Raw genomic sequence first — 18,542 nt, 5'->3', positions numbered from 1 at the left:
TAACTTATATTTTCTTTTGAATACGATATACATAGGCTAGAATTTCTGCGATCGCCTTAAAGAATTGCTCAGGTATTCGATCTCCAATCTCTACCTCGTCATACATAGCACGTGCAAGAGGTCGATTTTCTACCATCACAATATCGTGCTCCGCCGCAATCATTTTAATTTTTTGTGCGACAAAATCCGCACCTTTCCCAACGACGATTGGTGAATCCATCTGATCTTCATCATACTTCAGCGCGATGGCAAAGTGAGTAGGATTGGTGATCACTACGTCAGCTTCAGGGATCTCCTGCATCATACGACGCATGGCCATTTCACGCTGACGCTGTCTAATACGGGATTTGATGAGCGGGTCTCCGTCCATATTTTTACTTTCATCTTTAATATCTTGTTTAGACATTTTAAGATTTTTTTCATAGTCGAATTTTTGGTAAAGAAAATCCAATATGGAAATAAGTAACAATACTAATGAGGCAATAATCCCCATCATTCCGACTAATTTTGCTACAGTGACTAGAGTTATTTGCGGTGTTTTAAATGCCAAGTCGAGTACTTGTCCCAGATTACTCCATACAATAAGGGTGGTGACTGTTCCAATAAAAGAAATTTTTAATATAGATTTCAATAACTCTACAATTGCACGAATCGAAAAAATCCGCTTTAATCCTTTAATTGGATCTATTTTCTTTAAATCAAACTTCAATGTCTCTGCAGTAAATAAAAGACCAAATTGCAACATGTTCGCTGCAATACTTGCAATAACTGCAATTAACATAATCGGCAATAAAATGATTGCCATTTGTTTTATAACGCTTATGTATACTAACATGACTTGTTCTTCATCTAGCAATTTAATCGGGATAAAGTGTGTAAAAGATTCTCGGAAAAACACAAAGAAATTATCACGCATAAAACCTGCGGAAAAGTACATGAATGTAAAAATAGAGAAAAGTACAATCGCAGCCGTCACGTCTTGACTTTTTAATACTTGTCCTTTCTTCCTGGAGTCTTCCCGCTTTTTCGGGGTAGCCTTTTCCGTCTTCTCACCGGCAAAAAATTGTAAATCTAGCCTTAGTAACAAGTTAGCCACCTCCAAGCAGTATCATCAGATTCCTCATCGTCACAATCATAATTTCAAACATTTTCTTCATTACGATTATGAAGACACTAGACATCGTCACGATCACTAAGAAACTGACACCAATTTTAATTGGGAACCCAACTACAAAAATATTCAGCTGTGGCACAGCACGTGCGGTTATACCGAGTGCCAAATCTACAAGGAATAATGTAGCTACGACTGGAATTGCCATTTGAAACGCAATCGCAAAGGATTTTGCAAATGTTAAAACAATAAATTCTGCCATGTTAGGACTACCAAAAGGTGGCCACATAGCTGTGATGGGGACAAACTCATAACTGTAAAATATCCCATCTAAAAGCAAATGATGACCATTCACTACTAGTAGCAATAGCATCGCAAGTGAATTAAGAAATTGTCCAAGCAATGGGGACTGTGCGCCCGTTTGCGGATCAATGACATTCGCAATGGCAAATCCCATCTGAAAGTCAATAAATCCACCAGCTACTTGAATAGCCGACATAATAATAAAAGCGGCAATGCCGATTGATAAGCCGACTACCGCTTCTTTCAGTACAAGTAATATGTATTGTCCATCGATCTCCAGTTCAGGCATTGTGATAGAGTAAGACATCATCCAGGCTAATAGTGCCCCAAATAGTAACCGTTGTGTAGCTGGAATGGTCTTGTAAGAAAACAATGGTAGTGTTACAAAGAAAGAAGTAACACGAGTTAGGATAAGTAAAAATGCGGGTAACGACGGAATAAGTTCATTCATTTAATCACCCAACATACCTGGAGAGATTGGAAAATATTTCGCTAGCATAGCCGGTGACATATGATAACATCCAAGGTCCAAAAAATATGATAGCAACCAAAACCGCTACGATTTTCGGTACGAATGCCAATGTTTGTTCTTGAATTTGTGTAGTTGCCTGAAAAATACTCACGGCAAGCCCCGTCATTAACGCTACGATTAAGAGAGGTCCTGAAGCAAGAAGAATAACCCAAACGGACCGTTCTGCGATGGATATTACAAATTCACTCGTCATTCAAATTCCTCCCTAAAAGCTCTGTAGCAATGACTGGATAATGAGATACCAACCGTCAACTAAAACAAATAATAATATCTTGAATGGTAATGAAATCATTACGGGTGGAAGCATCATCATACCCATAGACATAAGCACACTGGCTACGATCATATCGATAACGAGAAAGGGAATGAAAATCATAAAGCCCATTTGAAATGCTGTCTTAATTTCACTGAGGGCAAAGGCTGGTACCATCATAGTTAGCGGAATATCTTCAATAGTATCCGGTCGCTCCATCTGGTTATAGCGCATGAATAATTCTAAATCTTTCTGCCTTGTATGTTGACTCATGAATTCTTTGAATGGCACACTGGCCCGTTCGTATGCTTCGTCCAAACTGATTTCCTCATCAAACAAAGGTGTTAATGCTTCTTCATTCACTTGAGATAACACAGGTGACATGATGAAGAACGTTAGAAATAATGCTAATCCAACTAACACTTGGTTAGGAGGCATTTGCTGTGTAGCAAGCGCCGTCCGAACAAATGACAGGACTATAATAATCCTAGCAAACGAAGTCATCAAGATTAAAATGGCTGGTGCAAGTGACAATACCGTGAGTAATAGCAACATCTTAATGGAAGTAGAGACATTGGTGGGATCACTATCTGAAAATGTGCCCAGAAAATCAACCATCGCGGTCGCTCTCCTTCCGATTTAAACGTCTTAATTGCTCTTTTCGATCAGATTTGATTTCGTTCATTTTAGTTGAAAATAATTGACTAAATGTAGCTTCTTCAGAAGGAGTTTGTTCTGTTTTCGAGTAAAACCGAGTATATAGTTTTGAAAATAGTCCCTTCTGGACTTCATCGCTTTGGTCATAACGTGCAAGTAATTCAGCAATTTCATCTGGATCTTCTATTTCCTTTAGCAACTGTACATTTTCTCCAACACCGACCACAAAATAATGATTACCCATTTTTACTAGTTGAATAGATTTATTTTGACCTAACGGAACGCCGCCCATATTCGTCATAAGTCGATTCGAGTCGAAATTTCTATTGCGTTTATTCATGAAGCGCAGTAACCACACGAGCAAACCAATTACAAATACAAAAGCAAAAAGAGTGCGAATGTAATCTTTTGCTGTGGGCCCTTTAGGCTCGTCCAATTCATCATTTATCACTAATTTTTTATCGTTTTCTACAACTGGGACTTTCTCTTCGCAATCTTTATCTTTTCCAATACAGTCTGATACGCTGACGTTAGGATCGGTTTCTGCATGTGCAAATGGTGGAATAGTAAAGCACAAAATGAATAGTATTAAACAATGGATGACTGATTTCACATTCATATGTTTCTCTTAGCTCAACGCTTTGTCAATCGCTTCAATCACACGGTCCGCCTGAAATGGTTTAACGATAAAGTCTTTTGCTCCAGCTTGGATTGCATCGATTACCATTGCTTGTTGCCCCATTGCAGAACACATGATGATTGTTGCAGATGGATGCGTACTTTTAATTGCTTTTAATGCCGCAATACCATCCATTTCAGGCATCGTGATATCCATTGTAACCAAGTCTGGCTTCAATTCATTATATTTTTCGATAGCTTGAGCACCGTCTGCTGCCTCACCTACTACTTCATAATTATTCTTCGTTAAAATATCCTTGATCATCATACGCATAAATGCCGCGTCGTCTACTACCAAAATTCGTTTTCCCATTCATATTCCCTCCAAGTATCTTCTATCGTAAATTATTTAATCGATCCATTTGACTTAAAATGTCCGTAATGCGAACTCCGAAGTTTTCGTCAATGACTACTACTTCTCCTTTTGCAATATAGCGATTATTGACTAATATATCGACTGGCTCCCCTGCCAATTTATCCAGTTCAATAATTGAACCACCTGACATTTCTAGAATTTCTTTAACAGAACGCTTCGTACGTCCTAATTCTACTGTTACTTGAAGCGGTATATCAAGTAGCAAATTTAAATTATTTGATTCTTCCTTATTTAAAGAAGGTGCTTGGAAACTTGCAAATTCTGCTTGCTGGACATGCACTGGAGCTTGAGTCTGACGTGGTGCTGCTGTTTGTTGAATTGGTGGTGCTTGGGATGCAGGTTGCTGTTGTTGCATTGACGTAGGCTCTGGTTTATATGCCGGTTCTGGTTCCGAATATTGGGATGCTTGCGGACTAGGTGGTGCTTCCATCACGGTAGCCGCTTCCTCTTCCCCCATTAGTGATGAAACTAGTTTTTTACCGAACTCCAGTGGGAACAATTGCATAATATCAGAATCGATCAACTCACCAACTTTCAAATTGAAGGACACACGAATCAATAAATTATGCGCAGGAATATTTTCGGTTCCCTGATCTATTTGAATATTCATCAAATCAATAGTGGGTGGTGAAATATCTACTTTTTTATTAAAAATGGTAGACATTGAAGTTGCGGAAGATCCCATCATTTGATTCATCGCTTCTTGTACTGCACTCAAATGAATTTCACTTAATTCTTGATTTGGAGTCATGCCGTCTCCTCCAAGCATTAAATCCGCAATGATCGCCGCATCACTTTGTTTGATCACCAATAGGTTGACACCGCTTAACCCTTCTGTATATTCGACCTTAATCGCTACATACGGATGAACGAAATCGTCTTCCAAATTATCACGTTGGATTAGCGCCAGCTGTGGTGTTGTGATTTCTACCTTTTGTCCCAGTAAAGCTGAAAGTGCTGTAGCGGAACTACCAAATGAGATATTACCAATTTCACCTAATGCATCTTGCTCCATTTCGGTCAAGTAATCCTTAATATCGATAGTTTCCGATTCACGTTCGTCCGCTTGGGCAGGTTCTAACGTTTCACCCCGTAACAACGCTTCAATCTCTTCCTGTGAGAGAATATTATCACTCATCATCGTCATCCTCTCCCGTATTCAATATTTCCAGTATTTGAACAGCCATTCGATTACGTAATTTTCCTGGCTGTGCTGTGAATTTAGGCTTTTCCCCTATTCGTATCGTTAAAGGTTCTTCAATGCTTGTATCCAATGAAATCACATCACCAAGCTGCAGGTGCAGGAAATCCTCGATAGATATCTGTCCCTTTCCGAGATCAGCAACTATAGGGAGCGTTGCATTTTTAATACGTCTTTCCAATTCCACACTTTGCTCAGCAGTGGGTTCTTTTTTATTCGTCTGCATCCAGTACTGCACAGAGAGATTTGGAATAATTGGTTCCAATACTATATGCGGGATGCACATGTTGATCATACCGCTAGATTCACCAATCATAATATTAAATGAAATAACGACCACGGTTTCGTTCGGTGAAATCATTTGAAGAAATTGGGGATTGACTTCCATCTCTGTTAGATAAGGATCAATATCAATTAACCCAGACCAAGCTTCACGTAAGCTATCAAACGAACGTTCAAATAAATTCGTCAAGATCTTCGTTTCAATTTCTGTCATATTGTCCGTTTTTCCTGAACTCGCCCCAAAACCACCCATCAATCGTTCCAACATTGAATAGGCAACATTTGGATTGACCTCCATTAAAATATTCCCTTCAAGCGGAGATACATCGAATATATTAATCAATGTCATATTGGGTATCGAGCTGATAAATTCTTCAAACGGAATCTGATCTACCGACATCACATTAATTTGCACATACGTACGGAGTTGCGCAGAGAAATACGTAGTCAATAGTCTAGCGAAGTTTTCATGGATCCTAGTCAAACTCCGAATCTGGTCTTTGGAGAAACGAAGTGCACGCTTAAAGTCATAGACACGTACTTTTCTTGTTTCTTCTTCTTTCTTCATTTCTTCTGCTGACATTTCACCCGTCGATAAAGCAGACAGCAGCGCATCTATTTCATTTTGGGACAGTACATCTCCCGACATAGACCCACCTCCCATTGCGCATACATCTCTTGTAGATCATTCCTGCCGTCACTGGATGATATATGAGACAATATACACCTTCTGTATTTCACCATCTTGCATCAGCTCGTTTAACTTTGCTTTTATATTATCTTCAAATTGCTGTTTTCCCGCTTTTCCTTCAAGGTCTTTCGCGGTCATTTCAGACAGTTCTTGAATAGCTAGGTTCTTTACTTGGAAATCCCGTTTCGTTAATTCTTCTGCTGCCTTTTTACTGTCTGTCTGGATTTTCAGCGATATACGGACGAAATTACGTCCAGACAAGTTTGTCGTAATTTCTTCCATATCCACAGACGATTCAATAATTTCATCAATTGACGGTGCTTTTTCTTCTCCGTCGCTATCTTTATTGAAATTCAATATCAATACGACCGCCACGACACCAATCAACGTAATACTCACTAAAATAATCAATGAAATCGTCAATAATTTATTCTTCATCTTCTTCATCCCCCCGGATATGCGGATTGGATAGCAGCTGGACCGCTTGATAAAATTCAATGATTCGGTTATTTACTTCGTCAGCTGAATCAAGAACGACATATTTTGACCCAGTCGTCAACGTGATTGTCGTATCTGGAAACGACTCGACTCTCTCTATGTACAATGCGTTTAACGTAAAAGTCGTTCGATTCAATCTCGTCACTTTAATCATATGTAAGGGGCCAGGCCAAGGCCGGCCCGACCCTCCTTCTCAAACTATACTATGTTATCGTTTCAAGTTTACTAGTTCTTGTAAGATTTCGTCTGAAGTTGTGATAATCCGTGTGTTGGCTTGGAAACCACGTTGTGCAACAATCATATCTGTGAATTCTTCGGAAAGGTCTACGTTGGACATTTCAAGAGAGCCCGATTTGATAACACCGTGGCCATCTGCTCCTCCAGGTTCACCAGCAAGAGGAACGCCTGAGTTCGGAGATTCTCTAAATAAGTTCCCACCAACTTTTTCTAATCCGCCTGGGTTATTGAATTTAAATAACTCAATAACAGGACCCTCTGTTAAAGATCCAGCTACAACATATGACACTTGTCCATTCTGACCAATTGATAAACTTGTAGCATCTTCAGGTATGTTAATGGCTGTTCCGCTTAAGAATCGACCATCTCCATCAACAATCGCTCCGTCTTGATCTAAGTAAAAGTTTCCTGCCCTCGTATAGAATTTCTCAGTACCATTTCCTACTAAGAAAAATCCATCACCTTCAATTGCTAAATCTAAAGTATTACCGGTAAATTGAGTTGACCCTGGACTATGGATGGTATCAATAGCAGCTAGTTGTGAACCTAACCCCACTTGTTTTGGATTCACACCACCTCTATTACCTCCAGGTCCAGTTGCCCCCGCCACAGTCTGAGAATACAAATCTTTAAAAACCGTACGTCCCTTCTTAAAGCCATACGTATTCACGTTGGCAATGTTGTTACCAATTACATCCAACTTAGTTTGGAAATTTTTTAGTCCAGAAATTCCTGAGTACATTGAGCGAATCATAAATAGTTTCCCCTCTCGGTTTTTAGAGTGCACCGCGTCATTCAGTCGGCGGTGCGGTTGGCATCCTGTTAAGGTCCTGCCGTATTTAGCTGAGTAGTATCGTGCCATCAATATTTGTAAATAGTTGGTCCTTCGCTTCCATGCGGTTCATCGCGGTGATGACGGTTGAATTCTTTGCACTGACAATGAGTGCGACTTGATCAGTCAACACGAGTGATTCGCGAATGCCCTTCCTCTTCGCCTCGTCTACTTTCTCTGAGATGTGCGCCCATTCTGCATCGGTCATTTGAATGCCTCGTTCTTGCAGCCGATCATTAGCATGTTTACTAATTTTTAGTTTTTCAGGCCGTGTCGCTTGCTGTAAATGTTCGAGAAATGACTGCTTTGACTGTGCTTGTATTTGTCCTTGACGTATGGGTGGTGGTGATGGAATGCGATGGATATCGATCTTGTTCATAACATCGCCCCATTCAATTATTCACTAATAGTAGTAAATTGACTTCCTTCAATTTTCGTGCCGTCTTGCAACACATAATGCAGGCTACCTTCTTTATTCGTAACCGATACGACTTTCCCTGTACGTTCTTCTTCGCCTTCCATATAGCCTACTGTCTTACCAATTAACATACTGGCTTGTACTAGGCTGTTCGGTTGACCGACTGCTCCAGAGCTTGAACCCGATCCATTTCCCATTACTTCCGAGATATTTCCAGGTGAAAGTTCCTTGCCATCCACCATTGTAAAGATTACTGAACCATTTATATACTTGATAGACTGTATGACGCCAGTACCTTCATTAATAATCGGCTTGCCCGTTTCATCATTTTTATCAGAAACTTCATGCCAGCGTATTTCTTTGCCTACAAAACTATTGTATTGGATTAACTGACTTTGATTTTGTGAAGCAGCGAACTTCTCAAATGCGTTAGCTAAATTCATCGTTTGTTCCAATGAAGAAAATTGAGCCATCTGTGCGATGAATTCTGTGTCTTTCATAGGATTGGTTGGATCTTGATTAGCCATTTGTGCAATCAAAATTTTCATGAATGCGTCTTTCCCCATTGTATCGGGTCCAGTTTTCCGCTGATCACGCTGCTTATTGACTAAATACATCGAATCTGTAATCTCATTTTGTATCGTTGATGAATTTATGCCTTCTGGCAATTTTTACGCCTCCAGTTCAATCATGAATTCTTGGAATGTTTGTTCTTGTTCATCTGGATTATTATTTTGTTCGGTAGTCTGTTCTTTTTGTTGTTGATTCTGCTTATTGAACGCCTGTTCTCGATCACTTTTCGCTGGATCTTGCAAGGTTTGTGATAGGTCAATTCGGTCTACTTGCAAATTTTGTTGATTGAAAGCTTGACGCAACTGATGCATCTGGCTATCGAGCATTTCACGTGCCATCGCAGTAGATGCCAAGATTCTCGCAGTCATTACACCGTTTACTTCCAATAATTCAATACGAATTTGTCCAAGATGTTCCGGGTACAGTTTGATTGAAATACGATTCATTCCATTTGTCTGGCCAAAGTTTGCACGGTTTAAAACGGCTTGGAATTCTCTCATCAATGCCTCGCTTCGGCTTTCCGGTACTTTCTCTGTAGCGTTCACTTGGAATACTGGCCTAGATTCAGTAGGAGTGACAGCAGATAATGGCGCCACTGTTTCACTTGGCTTGGACTGTTGATGTTGTTGCTCCGTGTCTGCGCTAGTTTGTTCTGTCGAAATTCGAATGACATGCTGCAAAGGCAGTGGAATTTGCACAGTAGGTTTCACTTCAGGCTGTATGGCCTTCGATTCTAACTGATTTGCGAATTGCGATAAAATCGGCTGAATCGTTTTCACGAGATCCACTTGCTTTGTAAACAAATCCAGCTTAGGTGCGGCCAGTTCAATTGCTTTAAGCAATGCTATCCATTCTACAGCTGCCTTTGGCGATAATTGCCCCATCGCCGCTTGCACCTTTTCAGTAGGTAATTGCTGTAATACATCGAGCATGAACCATATGTCTCCTGTTGCTGCCATCTGATCTAGTTGTACCTTGCTCATACCCGCATCTTCTAGTACGTTTGTAATAGTTTCTATTAGTTTATCAGGATTTCCACTAATAAGAGTGGCTAATTGTTGCAGATCCAGAAACGTATGAAGATTCGGTAGATCTGACAAACTCCATTCTGTATTTCCAGTAAACTTTAGGGTGGCATTCTGAAGCTGATCTTCTCCCCTTATTTCAGATAGATCATTTTTAACATCTGCTTCATTTATAGAATTTTTTTGACGCAATCCTGTCTCTTTCAATAACTGTGCTACAACGGGCGACTTATCAGACTGCTTCAACTCATCAAGAATTCCTTCTAGCATTTTCAATGATTCGACGTTGAGAACATCACCTAATAATTTAGTTAACTTTTGATCACCATTTATTATCTGTTGTTTAGTAGATATAGATGTAGTGGACATGAGACTCTGAAACACACTACCGAATCTCTCGCCTTCAATATTTGCTGTAGAAGCAGATAAATTAAAAGGAGTGCCTGAAGAACCTACCTTCATAACTAGTCCTAAACTCACTTTTTCACCTCCCTTAAATACTATTATACTACTTTGTAAGCATAGAAGTATATTTAGCCGCATCTTCAGGAGACATTTTCTCTAGAATAGCTGCTAAAGTAGCAGGCTTTAGGCTAGACAATATTTGGACAGCTTCCGCATCTCCCATTTTTGTAATGACAGGAGCTGAGGATTTGGCCGACATTTGCTCATAAGTCGTTACTATTTCTTTGAAATCACGCTTAGATTCACTTTGCGCAAGTTTTAATTTCTCGATTTCTTCATTCAACTTTTCTTTCTCTATTTCTAGCGTTTCATTCGAATCTTTTACTTTCGTAAGTTCATCTTGGACTTCAAATAATTGCGCTTCTTTTTCTTGAATCTCTGCTTGAAGAGAAATGACCCGTTCTTCCAATATTAGATCTCCCTCGACCTTTTCATCAGGTGCTTTTTGTTCAAGGAATGGAACTTTTGATGTCCACTCTTTCGCCTGATCGAAGACGTTTACATCAGCTACTTTAGCTATGATTAAAACGACAGCCATTGTGAACATAAGAGGTATGATGATCCATGCAAGCAATATTTGGAAAAAACCAATCGACTTTTTGCTTTGCCTATCAGCTGATTCTCCCGCCCCTTTTTTCTTTTTCAAATTAGCCACTTTACCACCCGTCTTCTCTTGAACGAAACTTCATCGTTGATAGTTCGTCTATTCGATTTGTCTCTACGTGTTCCATTTCAGCATTATATTGTTCTTTCCCAATCTCTTTCATTTTCTCAAACTTCTTCACTTCGATATTTTTCTCCAGCAATTGGGATTCATACCAATTCATTTTCGATCGGGATTTCATCACTTCTTGCTGAATATGATCAATGGTTAAGTCAAGTGTGTTAATGAATCGAGAATAACTGTGTAAATCATCAATGGAAAAACCTGTAGTCATTCGTTGTTGCTGTTCTTCCAAGACATTTTCTTTCTTTTTCATCTGGTCATACAGTTGGGTTGCGATTTTTTCAAACTCTTCAATCGCCTCTTTATATGCCATTTCTGTTTCATCACGTTCTTGTTCACGTAAATTCAGTACTTTATCAAAACGATAACGGAAAGAAGTCATCTACGTTCTCCTCCTCCAGAAGCTAACGCAATCATTTCATTTACCGTATCTTCCAATTGAATATTCTCATTAAATTTCTGTTTCAGAAAGTCGGTAATGATTGGCTCATACTCAATCGCTTCATCGATTTCTCGTGACGTCCCTTTTTTATATGCACCAATATTAATTAAGTCCTCAGATTTATCGTAGGCATAATACAGTTCACGTAATTTCGCAGCTGCTGTCAAATGGTCAGGATCTGCAATATGGTTCATTAGACGACTGACACTTTTCAAAATATTGATCGCAGGATACTGACCTTTATTGGCAAGCGTACGGTCTAAGACTATATGACCGTCAAGAATGCCTCGTACGGCATCCGCTATCGGCTCATTCATATCATCGCCGTCAACCAGCACTGTATAGAATGCGGTGATAGCCCCCTTTTCATTCGTTCCACTACGTTCCAAAAGTTTAGGTAAAATAGCGAAAACGGAGGGAGTATATCCCCGTGTTGCAGGCGGTTCACCTACCGCAAGACCAATCTCACGCTGTGCCATGGCTACACGTGTGACGGAGTCCATCATCAACATGACGTTCAAGCCTTTATCTCGAAAGTACTCTGCAATAGCTGTTGCTGTCATGGCACCTTTAATTCGCATAAGAGCGGGCTGATCAGAAGTCGCCGCGACTACAATTGTTTTCTTTAAACCCTCCGGCCCGAGGTCTCTGTCGATAAACTCACGGACTTCACGACCACGTTCGCCTATGAGAGCGATCACGTTAATATCCGCTTCCGTATTGCGTGCAATCATACCTAGCAAAGTACTTTTGCCGACACCGGAACCTGCGAAAATCCCTACACGTTGACCACTACCTACAGTCAGCATACCGTCAATGGCTTTCACTCCTACAGCTAACTTGTCATTAATAGTAGGACGTGTCAAAACGTTTGGTGGACTGTTTTCTGTACGAACAGTTGCCAAGCCTTTAGGTAACGGGCTTGAATCAATAGGCTTCCCTAAAGAATCGAGGACTTTCCCTAGTAGATTCATCCCTACCTTTACTTCAAGAGGCTTACCTAGCGTTTCGACTAGACAGCCACTTGAAATATTGCGTATATCCGTGTAAGGCATCAGCATGACGATTTCTGCCCTAAATCCTACAACTTCTGCTTGTATTAGAGAACGTCCCCCTTCAGGAACGTTCAAATGAATGAAACATACGTCTCCGATTGACGATTCTGGACCTTTAGATTCTATTAGTAATCCCACAACTCGTATTACCCGACCATATTTTTTCAAGGTGTTGATATTTGGAATGATCGGAATCAAATCTTCGACTCTTTTCAAATTCACACACCATCTTCCATGATTTTCACCAATTGCTCTTTCAGTTCATTCAGTTGCTCATCTACACTCACTACGATTCGACCATGGTTCGTTTCGATAAAACAATCTGTTGCATTGAAATCTTCATTGACAAAAATAAGGAATGGTGTTTCGGGTGGAAAGATTGAAGCAAGTTCAGTGCGATGTGTCGTTACCATATTAAACTGTTCAGTCGGTACGAATAATTTTATCTCTTCGCTTTCTTGTGCTTCTTTAATCCCTTTACGCACGATTGATAAATAGGTCTCATCGTCCTCTTCTATCACTTTATCAATGATTCGTTCCGCCGAATGCATCCCGATATTCAAAATTACTCGTTCTTGATTGAGTAAATATTGCGTTGCATTCTCGTATGCTAATGTAGTAGTTTCGTTCGCTGCCTCTACCATTTCACGCATCTCCGCTATTGCTTTATTGCGTCCATCATCGAATCCGACTTGAAACCCTTCGTCATATGCTCGTTGTTGCAGTTCTTCTTTTTCATTTGCCCAAGCGGCATACATCGATTCGATATCCGCTGCCGCTTGTTCCAATCGCTGTTTGATTTCGGTATCCACAATGCTTTTCCGTTGTTCCATTTCCTGTAATAAGCGGTTGCGTTCCATGAACATCATGCCTGTACTTACTGGCTCTTCCACTACTTCGGCAGGTTCCATCGATTGCAAATTGCGTATTGATATTGCTTTCGTAGGACTTTGATTCATAACAGTTCGCTCAGAACGAAACAGATTAGACAATGATGTCATCTCCTCCACCACGCGCTATGATGATTTCTCCTGCATCTTCGAGTCTGCGGATGATTCCTACGATTCGAGACTGCGCCTCTTCCACGTCACGAAGTCGCACGGGACCCATTACATCCATTTCTTCTTTGAAAGATTCTGCCATACGTTGTGACATGTTCTTGAATAGTATATCTTTCACTTCTTCACTAGATACTTTCATCGCTAATATTAAATCTTCATTTTCACAGTCACGGATAACACGTTGAATTGAACGGTTATCCAACGTAATAATATCTTCGAAAACAAACATTCTCTTGCGTATTTCTTCGGCCAGCTCAGGATCTTGTATTTCAAGAGCATCGAGAATCGTTTTCTCCGTTGAACGATCTACGCCGTTTAACACTTCAACGACTGCGTCTACTCCACCTGTTTCGGTGAAGTCTTGAGTTACAGTAGATGATAATTTTCGTTCAAGAACTGCTTCTATCTCACTGATTACTTCAGGAGAAGTTGATTCCATTGTAGCTATACGTTTGGCTATATCCGCTTGCATTTCTTGCGGAAGCTGCGACAAGATTAATCCTGCCTGCTCGGCTTCCAAATAAGATAAAATCAATGCAATTGTCTGCGGATGTTCATTTTGGATAAAGTTTAGTATTTGTGATGGTTCCGCGCGTCTCGCAAAATCAAACGGTCGCACTTGGAGTGAAGATGTCAGACGGTTAATGATTGCTTGGGCATGTTCTTTTCCGAGTGCTTTTTCAAGTACTGTCTTGGCATAGCCAATCCCCCCCTGAGAAATATAATCCTGTGCAAGAGCGATGTTATGAAATTCTTCAATAATCTCTTCTTTTACAGAGGATTCTACTTTTTTCACACCCGAAATCTCCAACGTCAGTTGCTCAATCTCTTCTTCATTCAAATGCTTATAAACTGAAGCCGAAACCTCAGGCCCCAATGAGATAAGCAAAAGAGCAGCTTTTTGTTTTCCAGACATGTCTTTATCTTTCTTAACCAACTAAACCCCTCCGTTACTCCTTGGCAATCCACGTTCGCAATAATTTCGCAAACTCTTCTGGTTTATCTTTAGCCATTTTTTCTAGTTGTTTTCTTCGTGCTGTCGCTTCTGTTTCTTGTTCCATGTTGATATCATTGACTTGCACCGAATCAAATTGAGCCTGCGCTTGTTCTATAGCCAACTCTTCTTCCATTTCCGCTTCATTGCGTCTCTTGCGCAAGAACAACACAACTAGAACAATAACTGCTAGTAGTAATACTCCGCCAATCAAATATACCCACCAAGGGATGACCGTCTTCGTATCTTCAAACGCGATATTTTTCCCTTTAAGTGGTTGAACCGAAACTGCTATTTTCTCAGCTAGTATTTCTTCCGTCAATTCTCCAGCTACTTCTGTATCCAATGAAGTACGTACTATTGTCTCTAAAATCCGTTCAACATCTTGTCTAACTTCAGGTGCCAATGAGGTTGGATCATCAGCAGTAGGAGGTTCAATCATAACTTGAATACCGATATTACTTATCTTATATGGACTCTCTACTATATCTTTTCTGATTCTATTTACTTCATTATTAATCGTTTCTTCTAGACGTTCGTAATCTCCGTCTCCACCTTCACCTTCAACATAGGTAGTACGATTATCTGTCGGATCTTCCGCTTCTGGTGTACCACCTACTGCCGGATTCGTACCCGAGAATGATTCAGTTATCCGTTGCACACTTAATGCAATACCTTCCATGTTTTCTGGATCTACAGGTGTCACAAGATTCTCTTCACGTTGTTCTTTCTTAAAGTCGATATCTGTCGTAACGGACACCACTACTTTATCTTGTCCCATCAACGTACCAAGCATCATTTGAACCTGTCGTTGTAAGTCGCGCTCGATCGTTTTTTTCACGCCCATTTGATCCGTCACACTAGCTCCGTAAGAATCTCCTGAATCTTTCAGATCAAAGTACTCAAAATATTGGTTCTGGATGACGATATTCTCATTAGATAGATTTGGCAAGCTCTTTGAGACTAAATTATATAGTGATGTAATTTGTTGTTCTGAAAAATTTTGTCCGGGATTCGTCTTCAACATAATCGCTGCACTAGCCTCTGACGTCGTGTCATTTACGAAGATTCCCTCTGTCGGTAAAGTAAGCATTACTTTCGCATCCTTAATACCTTCTATACCCTTTATTAGATTAGCTAATTCTGTTTGCATCGCAGCAAGCTTAATCATATTAAATTCATTATCCGTAGTACCGAAACCAGCATTATCCGAGAAAAACGAATAATCGATTAGACCGGAATCTGGGAATCCTTCTGCCGCTAGTGATACACGTAGATTATCTAGTTGTTTTTCAGGTACTGAGATTGCGGTCCCACCCGGTTCTACTAGATAAGGTACTCCCTGTCCATCTAGGACTTCTTTTATACGTCCAATTTCAGATGGCGACACTTCTGAATAAAGCGTTACATATGTAGTACGGGACATAATGATTGTTAAAAAAATTGCCAGCGCAATAATGCCGGCGGCTATCGTTATATATATAATTTTTTGGTTTTTCGTTCGACTTTCCCAGAAGGTCTTGAGATCCATTCTGAGCTTTGTCAATCTTTCATTCATTCTAATCCCCCGGTCAGCCTCACTAGGCCTGATTCCATTTATGCCTAGTGCTTTCTATCAATTAGACAGGCATTCTAATGATTTCTTGGTATGCTTCTACCACTTTATTACGCATTTCCATTGTTGCATTTAAGGCAATACTGGCTTTTTGTGCCGAGATCATCACATTATGTAAGTCAACATCTTCACCTTTAACAAGTTTTGTCGTCATAGCATCTGAGACTTGTTGTGTTTGGTTTACTTGGTGAATCGCGTCGTTTAACATTGCAGAGAAATTCTGTTGAGCTTCGAAAGGTGTTTTTTGTGCTTTCACTTCCGGTTGCTGGATTGACATCGCAGGCATAGCACCTGTAATTGATTGTATCGCCATCTAGTTCACTCCTAATATAATACTAGTCTATTATTTTCCGATCTCCAGTGCTTTCATTAGCATTGATTTATTTGCATTCAACGCTGTTACATTCGCTTCATATGATCTCGTTGCAGACATTAAATCAATCATTTCGCGCAAAGGGTCGATATTTGGCATTTCCACATAACCTTCTTCATTCGCATCTGGATGAGAAGGATCGAATACTAATTTGAATGGAGTCTCCCGATCTTCTTTCACACGTGTTACGGCCACACCATTCCCTGCATTCCCATGTGAGTGAACACCCTTCGCTGCTTGCAAAAATGAAGAGAACTGTCCTTCCTTCGGTTGTAATGTGACTGTTTTCCTTCTATACGGCTGCCATTCGCCATTTACTTGCTTGGCCCGAGTTGAATCGACATTCGCCATATTGGAAGATATGACATCCATACGTAAACGTTGAGCAGTTAATGCAGAAGTCGACGTGTTCAGACTATGAAATATACTCATGATCAACGTCCTCCTTTAATAACACTTTGTAATGAATTAAATTTCCCATTTAATCGCTCTATTAAAGCGGAGTTATATATTTGATTGGCCGCTAAATCTGCCTGTTGTTTGTCCATATCCACACCATTGCGATCTTGTCGGTATCGTAAGTTCGATATATCGAATGTCTTACTTGTCGTGGAATGTGTAAAATCTAAATGCTTCGAGTCAGTCTTATATGCCTCTAAGCCTTTACTATTCGCGTTGGAAAACACTTCTTTAAAATTAACACTTTTAGTTTTATAGTTGGGTGTGTCTACATTCGCTATATTTTGCGAAATTGCTTTACCTTTTGCTGATGAGTAATTCAATCCTTTTTCAAGCAGGTTGATGGCACCACCATAAATCTCCATCATTTCCCCACCTTTCTCTCATTTAGGTCATTTTTCGCGGTTTTTCTAAAATTCTACTCACTTCATACTATTCTTTAATACTATCTTTAATAAAAATTGATTCCTTAATTTTCTACTTCTCTATTGTAGCGGAGACTAATGATTTTTGTCCAATGTTTTCTAAAACTTTTAATAGTATAAAGTAACTACTGTCGAAATTTCAGAGTAGTCAATAGATTACTACTAATTACTTAGTAGTATATAAATTTGTTTTCCCTTTAATTAGGAATTGGTGTTTCACTGTTGATGTGGCACATTGTGTCGTATTGTGTAATTTAAAATGCTCTCTCAGATAATGTAAGACTTCCACACTCTCCCACTTTCTACTCATTATTACTAATCAAATTAATACTTCTTAGTGAGTATCTATTAAGCAACATGAATCCCAATTAGTAGAAGAGATCATTTATTGATCAAAATAAAAAACCGAAGAAAATCCGTAAGCACGGAAATTCCTTCAGTTTCTAAACACTTTTCTCTAAAGTGTTACTATTATTATGAATTATGTTTTTCAAGCTCTTCTAGGAATTTATCGTTCAATACTTTAATATACGTACCTTTCATTCCTAAAGAACGCGATTCAATAACACCAGCACTTTCAAGTTTACGAAGTGCATTGACAATTACTGAACGTGTAATTCCTACACGGTCGGCAATCTTAGATGCTACAAGCAATCCTTCATTTCCGTCTAGCTCTTTGAAGATATGTTCAATCGCTTCATGCTCACTGTAAGACAATGAGTTGATCGCCATTTGTACAACCGCTTTGCTACGCGCTTCATGTTCAATTTCCTCAGACTTTTCACGCAAGATTTCCATACCCACTACTGTTGCACCATATTCAGCAAGGATTAGATCGTCTTCTGTAAAACCATCTCTTAATCGCGCAAGAATCAAAGTACCCAAGCGCTCGCCGCCACCAATGATAGGTACAATTGTAGTTAAACCTTCTTGGAATAACTCTTTGTTTTCGATAGGGAACACAGTATGTTCGCTCTCAATATCGATATTTGGAGACGTTTCATTAATCTGGAACAAACGAGTTGTATACTCTTCAGGGAATTTACGATCTTCGAACATTTTTTTCATACGATCATTATCAATTTGCTGATGAATTTCTAAACCAAGTAATTTACCTTTTCTACTCACGATAAACGCATTACAATTAATTACATCGCTCAGCTCTTCTGCCATCTCTTTAAAGTTAACAGGACCGCCTGCACCTTTTTGTAACATTGCATTGATTTTTCTTGTTTTGACTAATAAGCTCATTTCTATTG

24 protein-coding genes are annotated in these 18,542 nt (G+C 39.7%); all 24 read right to left on the bottom strand.

What is annotated here, in order from left to right; translation table 11 throughout:
• Window positions 1–4: 4 nt before the first annotated feature.
• Window positions 5–1,096 (bottom strand): flagellar biosynthesis protein FlhB, encoded by a 1,092-nt coding sequence (gene flhB, locus SporoP8_RS14950; protein ID WP_085133686.1) that lies wholly within the window; start codon window positions 1,094–1,096, stop codon window positions 5–7.
• Window positions 1,089–1,865 carry a flagellar biosynthetic protein FliR gene (gene fliR, locus SporoP8_RS14945; protein WP_085133247.1) on the bottom strand — a complete coding sequence of 259 codons (777 nt, stop codon included), beginning with the start codon at window positions 1,863–1,865 and terminating at the stop codon, window positions 1,089–1,091. The genes flhB and fliR overlap by 8 nt, the downstream gene beginning before the upstream one ends.
• A gap of 4 nt (window positions 1,866–1,869) precedes the next feature.
• A complete protein-coding gene (gene fliQ, locus SporoP8_RS14940; RefSeq protein WP_085133246.1) occupies window positions 1,870–2,139 on the bottom strand; it encodes a flagellar biosynthesis protein FliQ in 270 nt (89 codons plus the stop codon).
• A 12-nt stretch (window positions 2,140–2,151) separates the two neighbouring features.
• Window positions 2,152–2,817, bottom strand: coding sequence for a flagellar type III secretion system pore protein FliP (gene fliP / locus SporoP8_RS14935; RefSeq protein ID WP_083035438.1), 666 nt, complete (start codon window positions 2,815–2,817; stop codon window positions 2,152–2,154).
• Entirely contained in the window at window positions 2,810–3,475 is a 666-nt protein-coding gene (locus tag SporoP8_RS14930; protein ID WP_085133245.1) for a flagellar biosynthetic protein FliO, read from the bottom strand. The genes fliP and SporoP8_RS14930 overlap by 8 nt, the downstream gene beginning before the upstream one ends.
• Window positions 3,476–3,484: 9 nt before the next feature.
• Complete coding sequence (locus tag SporoP8_RS14925) at window positions 3,485–3,847, bottom strand: response regulator (protein WP_085133244.1); 363 nt, start codon at window positions 3,845–3,847, stop codon at window positions 3,485–3,487.
• Window positions 3,848–3,869: 22 nt separating this feature from the next.
• The gene (fliY, locus tag SporoP8_RS14920; protein ID WP_085133684.1) at window positions 3,870–5,048 is read right to left on the bottom strand and encodes a flagellar motor switch phosphatase FliY; all 1,179 of its coding nucleotides are present in this window, start codon (window positions 5,046–5,048) and stop codon (window positions 3,870–3,872) included.
• Window positions 5,041–6,042 carry a flagellar motor switch protein FliM gene (gene fliM / locus SporoP8_RS14915; RefSeq protein WP_085133243.1) on the bottom strand — a complete coding sequence of 334 codons (1,002 nt, stop codon included), beginning with the start codon at window positions 6,040–6,042 and terminating at the stop codon, window positions 5,041–5,043. Before fliM ends, fliY begins: the two co-directional genes overlap by 8 nt.
• Before the next feature lie 48 nt (window positions 6,043–6,090).
• On the bottom strand, window positions 6,091–6,522 hold the full coding sequence (gene fliL / locus SporoP8_RS14910) for a flagellar basal body-associated protein FliL (RefSeq protein ID WP_085133242.1): 432 nt from the start codon (window positions 6,520–6,522) through the stop codon (window positions 6,091–6,093).
• Window positions 6,512–6,736: a flagellar FlbD family protein gene (locus SporoP8_RS14905; RefSeq protein ID WP_085133241.1), complete on the bottom strand. Its 225-nt coding sequence runs from the start codon at window positions 6,734–6,736 to the stop codon at window positions 6,512–6,514. The genes fliL and SporoP8_RS14905 overlap by 11 nt, the downstream gene beginning before the upstream one ends.
• Window positions 6,737–6,790: 54 nt before the next feature.
• Window positions 6,791–7,573, bottom strand: a complete 783-nt coding sequence (flgG, locus tag SporoP8_RS14900; RefSeq protein ID WP_085133240.1) for a flagellar basal body rod protein FlgG — start codon at window positions 7,571–7,573, stop codon at window positions 6,791–6,793.
• A gap of 85 nt (window positions 7,574–7,658) precedes the next feature.
• Entirely contained in the window at window positions 7,659–8,030 is a 372-nt protein-coding gene (locus SporoP8_RS14895; protein WP_085133239.1) for a TIGR02530 family flagellar biosynthesis protein, read from the bottom strand.
• Window positions 8,031–8,047: 17 nt separating this feature from the next.
• The gene (gene flgD, locus SporoP8_RS14890; RefSeq protein ID WP_232319167.1) at window positions 8,048–8,737 is read right to left on the bottom strand and encodes a flagellar hook assembly protein FlgD; all 690 of its coding nucleotides are present in this window, start codon (window positions 8,735–8,737) and stop codon (window positions 8,048–8,050) included.
• Between the two features lie 3 nt (window positions 8,738–8,740).
• A complete protein-coding gene (locus tag SporoP8_RS14885; RefSeq protein ID WP_198166030.1) occupies window positions 8,741–10,147 on the bottom strand; it encodes a flagellar hook-length control protein FliK in 1,407 nt (468 codons plus the stop codon).
• A gap of 28 nt (window positions 10,148–10,175) precedes the next feature.
• Window positions 10,176–10,787 (bottom strand): MotE family protein, encoded by a 612-nt coding sequence (locus tag SporoP8_RS14880; protein ID WP_085133237.1) that lies wholly within the window; start codon window positions 10,785–10,787, stop codon window positions 10,176–10,178.
• A gap of 1 nt (window position 10,788) precedes the next feature.
• The gene (gene fliJ / locus SporoP8_RS14875; protein ID WP_085133236.1) at window positions 10,789–11,241 is read right to left on the bottom strand and encodes a flagellar export protein FliJ; all 453 of its coding nucleotides are present in this window, start codon (window positions 11,239–11,241) and stop codon (window positions 10,789–10,791) included.
• A complete protein-coding gene (gene fliI, locus SporoP8_RS14870) occupies window positions 11,238–12,572 on the bottom strand; it encodes a flagellar protein export ATPase FliI (RefSeq protein ID WP_085133680.1) in 1,335 nt (444 codons plus the stop codon). The genes fliJ and fliI overlap by 4 nt, the downstream gene beginning before the upstream one ends.
• Window positions 12,573–12,574: 2 nt before the next feature.
• On the bottom strand, window positions 12,575–13,348 hold the full coding sequence (locus SporoP8_RS14865; RefSeq protein WP_099628091.1) for a FliH/SctL family protein: 774 nt from the start codon (window positions 13,346–13,348) through the stop codon (window positions 12,575–12,577).
• Window positions 13,341–14,354, bottom strand: a complete 1,014-nt coding sequence (gene fliG / locus SporoP8_RS14860) for a flagellar motor switch protein FliG (RefSeq protein WP_085133234.1) — start codon at window positions 14,352–14,354, stop codon at window positions 13,341–13,343. The genes SporoP8_RS14865 and fliG overlap by 8 nt, the downstream gene beginning before the upstream one ends.
• Before the next feature lie 13 nt (window positions 14,355–14,367).
• A complete protein-coding gene (fliF, locus tag SporoP8_RS14855; protein WP_085133233.1) occupies window positions 14,368–15,969 on the bottom strand; it encodes a flagellar basal-body MS-ring/collar protein FliF in 1,602 nt (533 codons plus the stop codon).
• Window positions 15,970–16,030: 61 nt separating this feature from the next.
• Window positions 16,031–16,339, bottom strand: coding sequence for a flagellar hook-basal body complex protein FliE (gene fliE / locus SporoP8_RS14850; protein ID WP_085133232.1), 309 nt, complete (start codon window positions 16,337–16,339; stop codon window positions 16,031–16,033).
• A gap of 30 nt (window positions 16,340–16,369) precedes the next feature.
• A complete protein-coding gene (gene flgC / locus SporoP8_RS14845) occupies window positions 16,370–16,831 on the bottom strand; it encodes a flagellar basal body rod protein FlgC (RefSeq protein ID WP_085133231.1) in 462 nt (153 codons plus the stop codon).
• A 2-nt stretch (window positions 16,832–16,833) separates the two neighbouring features.
• Entirely contained in the window at window positions 16,834–17,223 is a 390-nt protein-coding gene (gene flgB, locus SporoP8_RS14840; RefSeq protein WP_085133230.1) for a flagellar basal body rod protein FlgB, read from the bottom strand.
• A gap of 534 nt (window positions 17,224–17,757) precedes the next feature.
• Entirely contained in the window at window positions 17,758–18,534 is a 777-nt protein-coding gene (gene codY, locus SporoP8_RS14835; protein ID WP_085133229.1) for a GTP-sensing pleiotropic transcriptional regulator CodY, read from the bottom strand.
• Window positions 18,535–18,542 lie beyond the last annotated feature (8 nt).

It is taken from the genome of Sporosarcina ureae (genome assembly GCF_002101375.1).
Lineage (GTDB): Bacteria > Bacillota > Bacilli > Bacillales_A > Planococcaceae > Sporosarcina > Sporosarcina ureae_B.
Note: the sequence above shows the minus strand (reverse complement) of the source record. Positions and strands in the feature narration are given on the sequence as shown.

Excerpts from the sequence above, each read along its gene's own strand:
- fliR (WP_085133247.1), bottom strand. The coding sequence starts at position 1,865 with ATGAATGAACTTATTCCGTCGTTACCCGCATTTTTACTTATCCTAACT.
- fliQ (WP_085133246.1), bottom strand. The coding sequence starts at position 2,139 with ATGACGAGTGAATTTGTAATATCCATCGCAGAACGGTCCGTTTGGGTT.
- fliP (WP_083035438.1), bottom strand. The coding sequence starts at position 2,817 with ATGGTTGATTTTCTGGGCACATTTTCAGATAGTGATCCCACCAATGTC.
- SporoP8_RS14930 (WP_085133245.1), bottom strand. The coding sequence starts at position 3,475 with ATGAATGTGAAATCAGTCATCCATTGTTTAATACTATTCATTTTGTGC.
- SporoP8_RS14925 (WP_085133244.1), bottom strand. The coding sequence starts at position 3,847 with ATGGGAAAACGAATTTTGGTAGTAGACGACGCGGCATTTATGCGTATG.
- fliY (WP_085133684.1), bottom strand. The coding sequence starts at position 5,048 with ATGAGTGATAATATTCTCTCACAGGAAGAGATTGAAGCGTTGTTACGG.
- fliM (WP_085133243.1), bottom strand. The coding sequence starts at position 6,042 with ATGTCGGGAGATGTACTGTCCCAAAATGAAATAGATGCGCTGCTGTCT.
- fliL (WP_085133242.1), bottom strand. The coding sequence starts at position 6,522 with ATGAAGAATAAATTATTGACGATTTCATTGATTATTTTAGTGAGTATT.
- SporoP8_RS14905 (WP_085133241.1), bottom strand. The coding sequence starts at position 6,736 with ATGATTAAAGTGACGAGATTGAATCGAACGACTTTTACGTTAAACGCA.
- flgG (WP_085133240.1), bottom strand. The coding sequence starts at position 7,573 with ATGATTCGCTCAATGTACTCAGGAATTTCTGGACTAAAAAATTTCCAA.
- SporoP8_RS14895 (WP_085133239.1), bottom strand. The coding sequence starts at position 8,030 with ATGAACAAGATCGATATCCATCGCATTCCATCACCACCACCCATACGT.
- fliJ (WP_085133236.1), bottom strand. The coding sequence starts at position 11,241 with ATGACTTCTTTCCGTTATCGTTTTGATAAAGTACTGAATTTACGTGAA.
- fliF (WP_085133233.1), bottom strand. The coding sequence starts at position 15,969 with ATGAATGAAAGATTGACAAAGCTCAGAATGGATCTCAAGACCTTCTGG.
- fliE (WP_085133232.1), bottom strand. The coding sequence starts at position 16,339 with ATGGCGATACAATCAATTACAGGTGCTATGCCTGCGATGTCAATCCAG.
- flgC (WP_085133231.1), bottom strand. The coding sequence starts at position 16,831 with ATGAGTATATTTCATAGTCTGAACACGTCGACTTCTGCATTAACTGCT.
- flgB (WP_085133230.1), bottom strand. The coding sequence starts at position 17,223 with ATGGAGATTTATGGTGGTGCCATCAACCTGCTTGAAAAAGGATTGAAT.
- codY (WP_085133229.1), bottom strand. The coding sequence starts at position 18,534 with ATGAGCTTATTAGTCAAAACAAGAAAAATCAATGCAATGTTACAAAAA.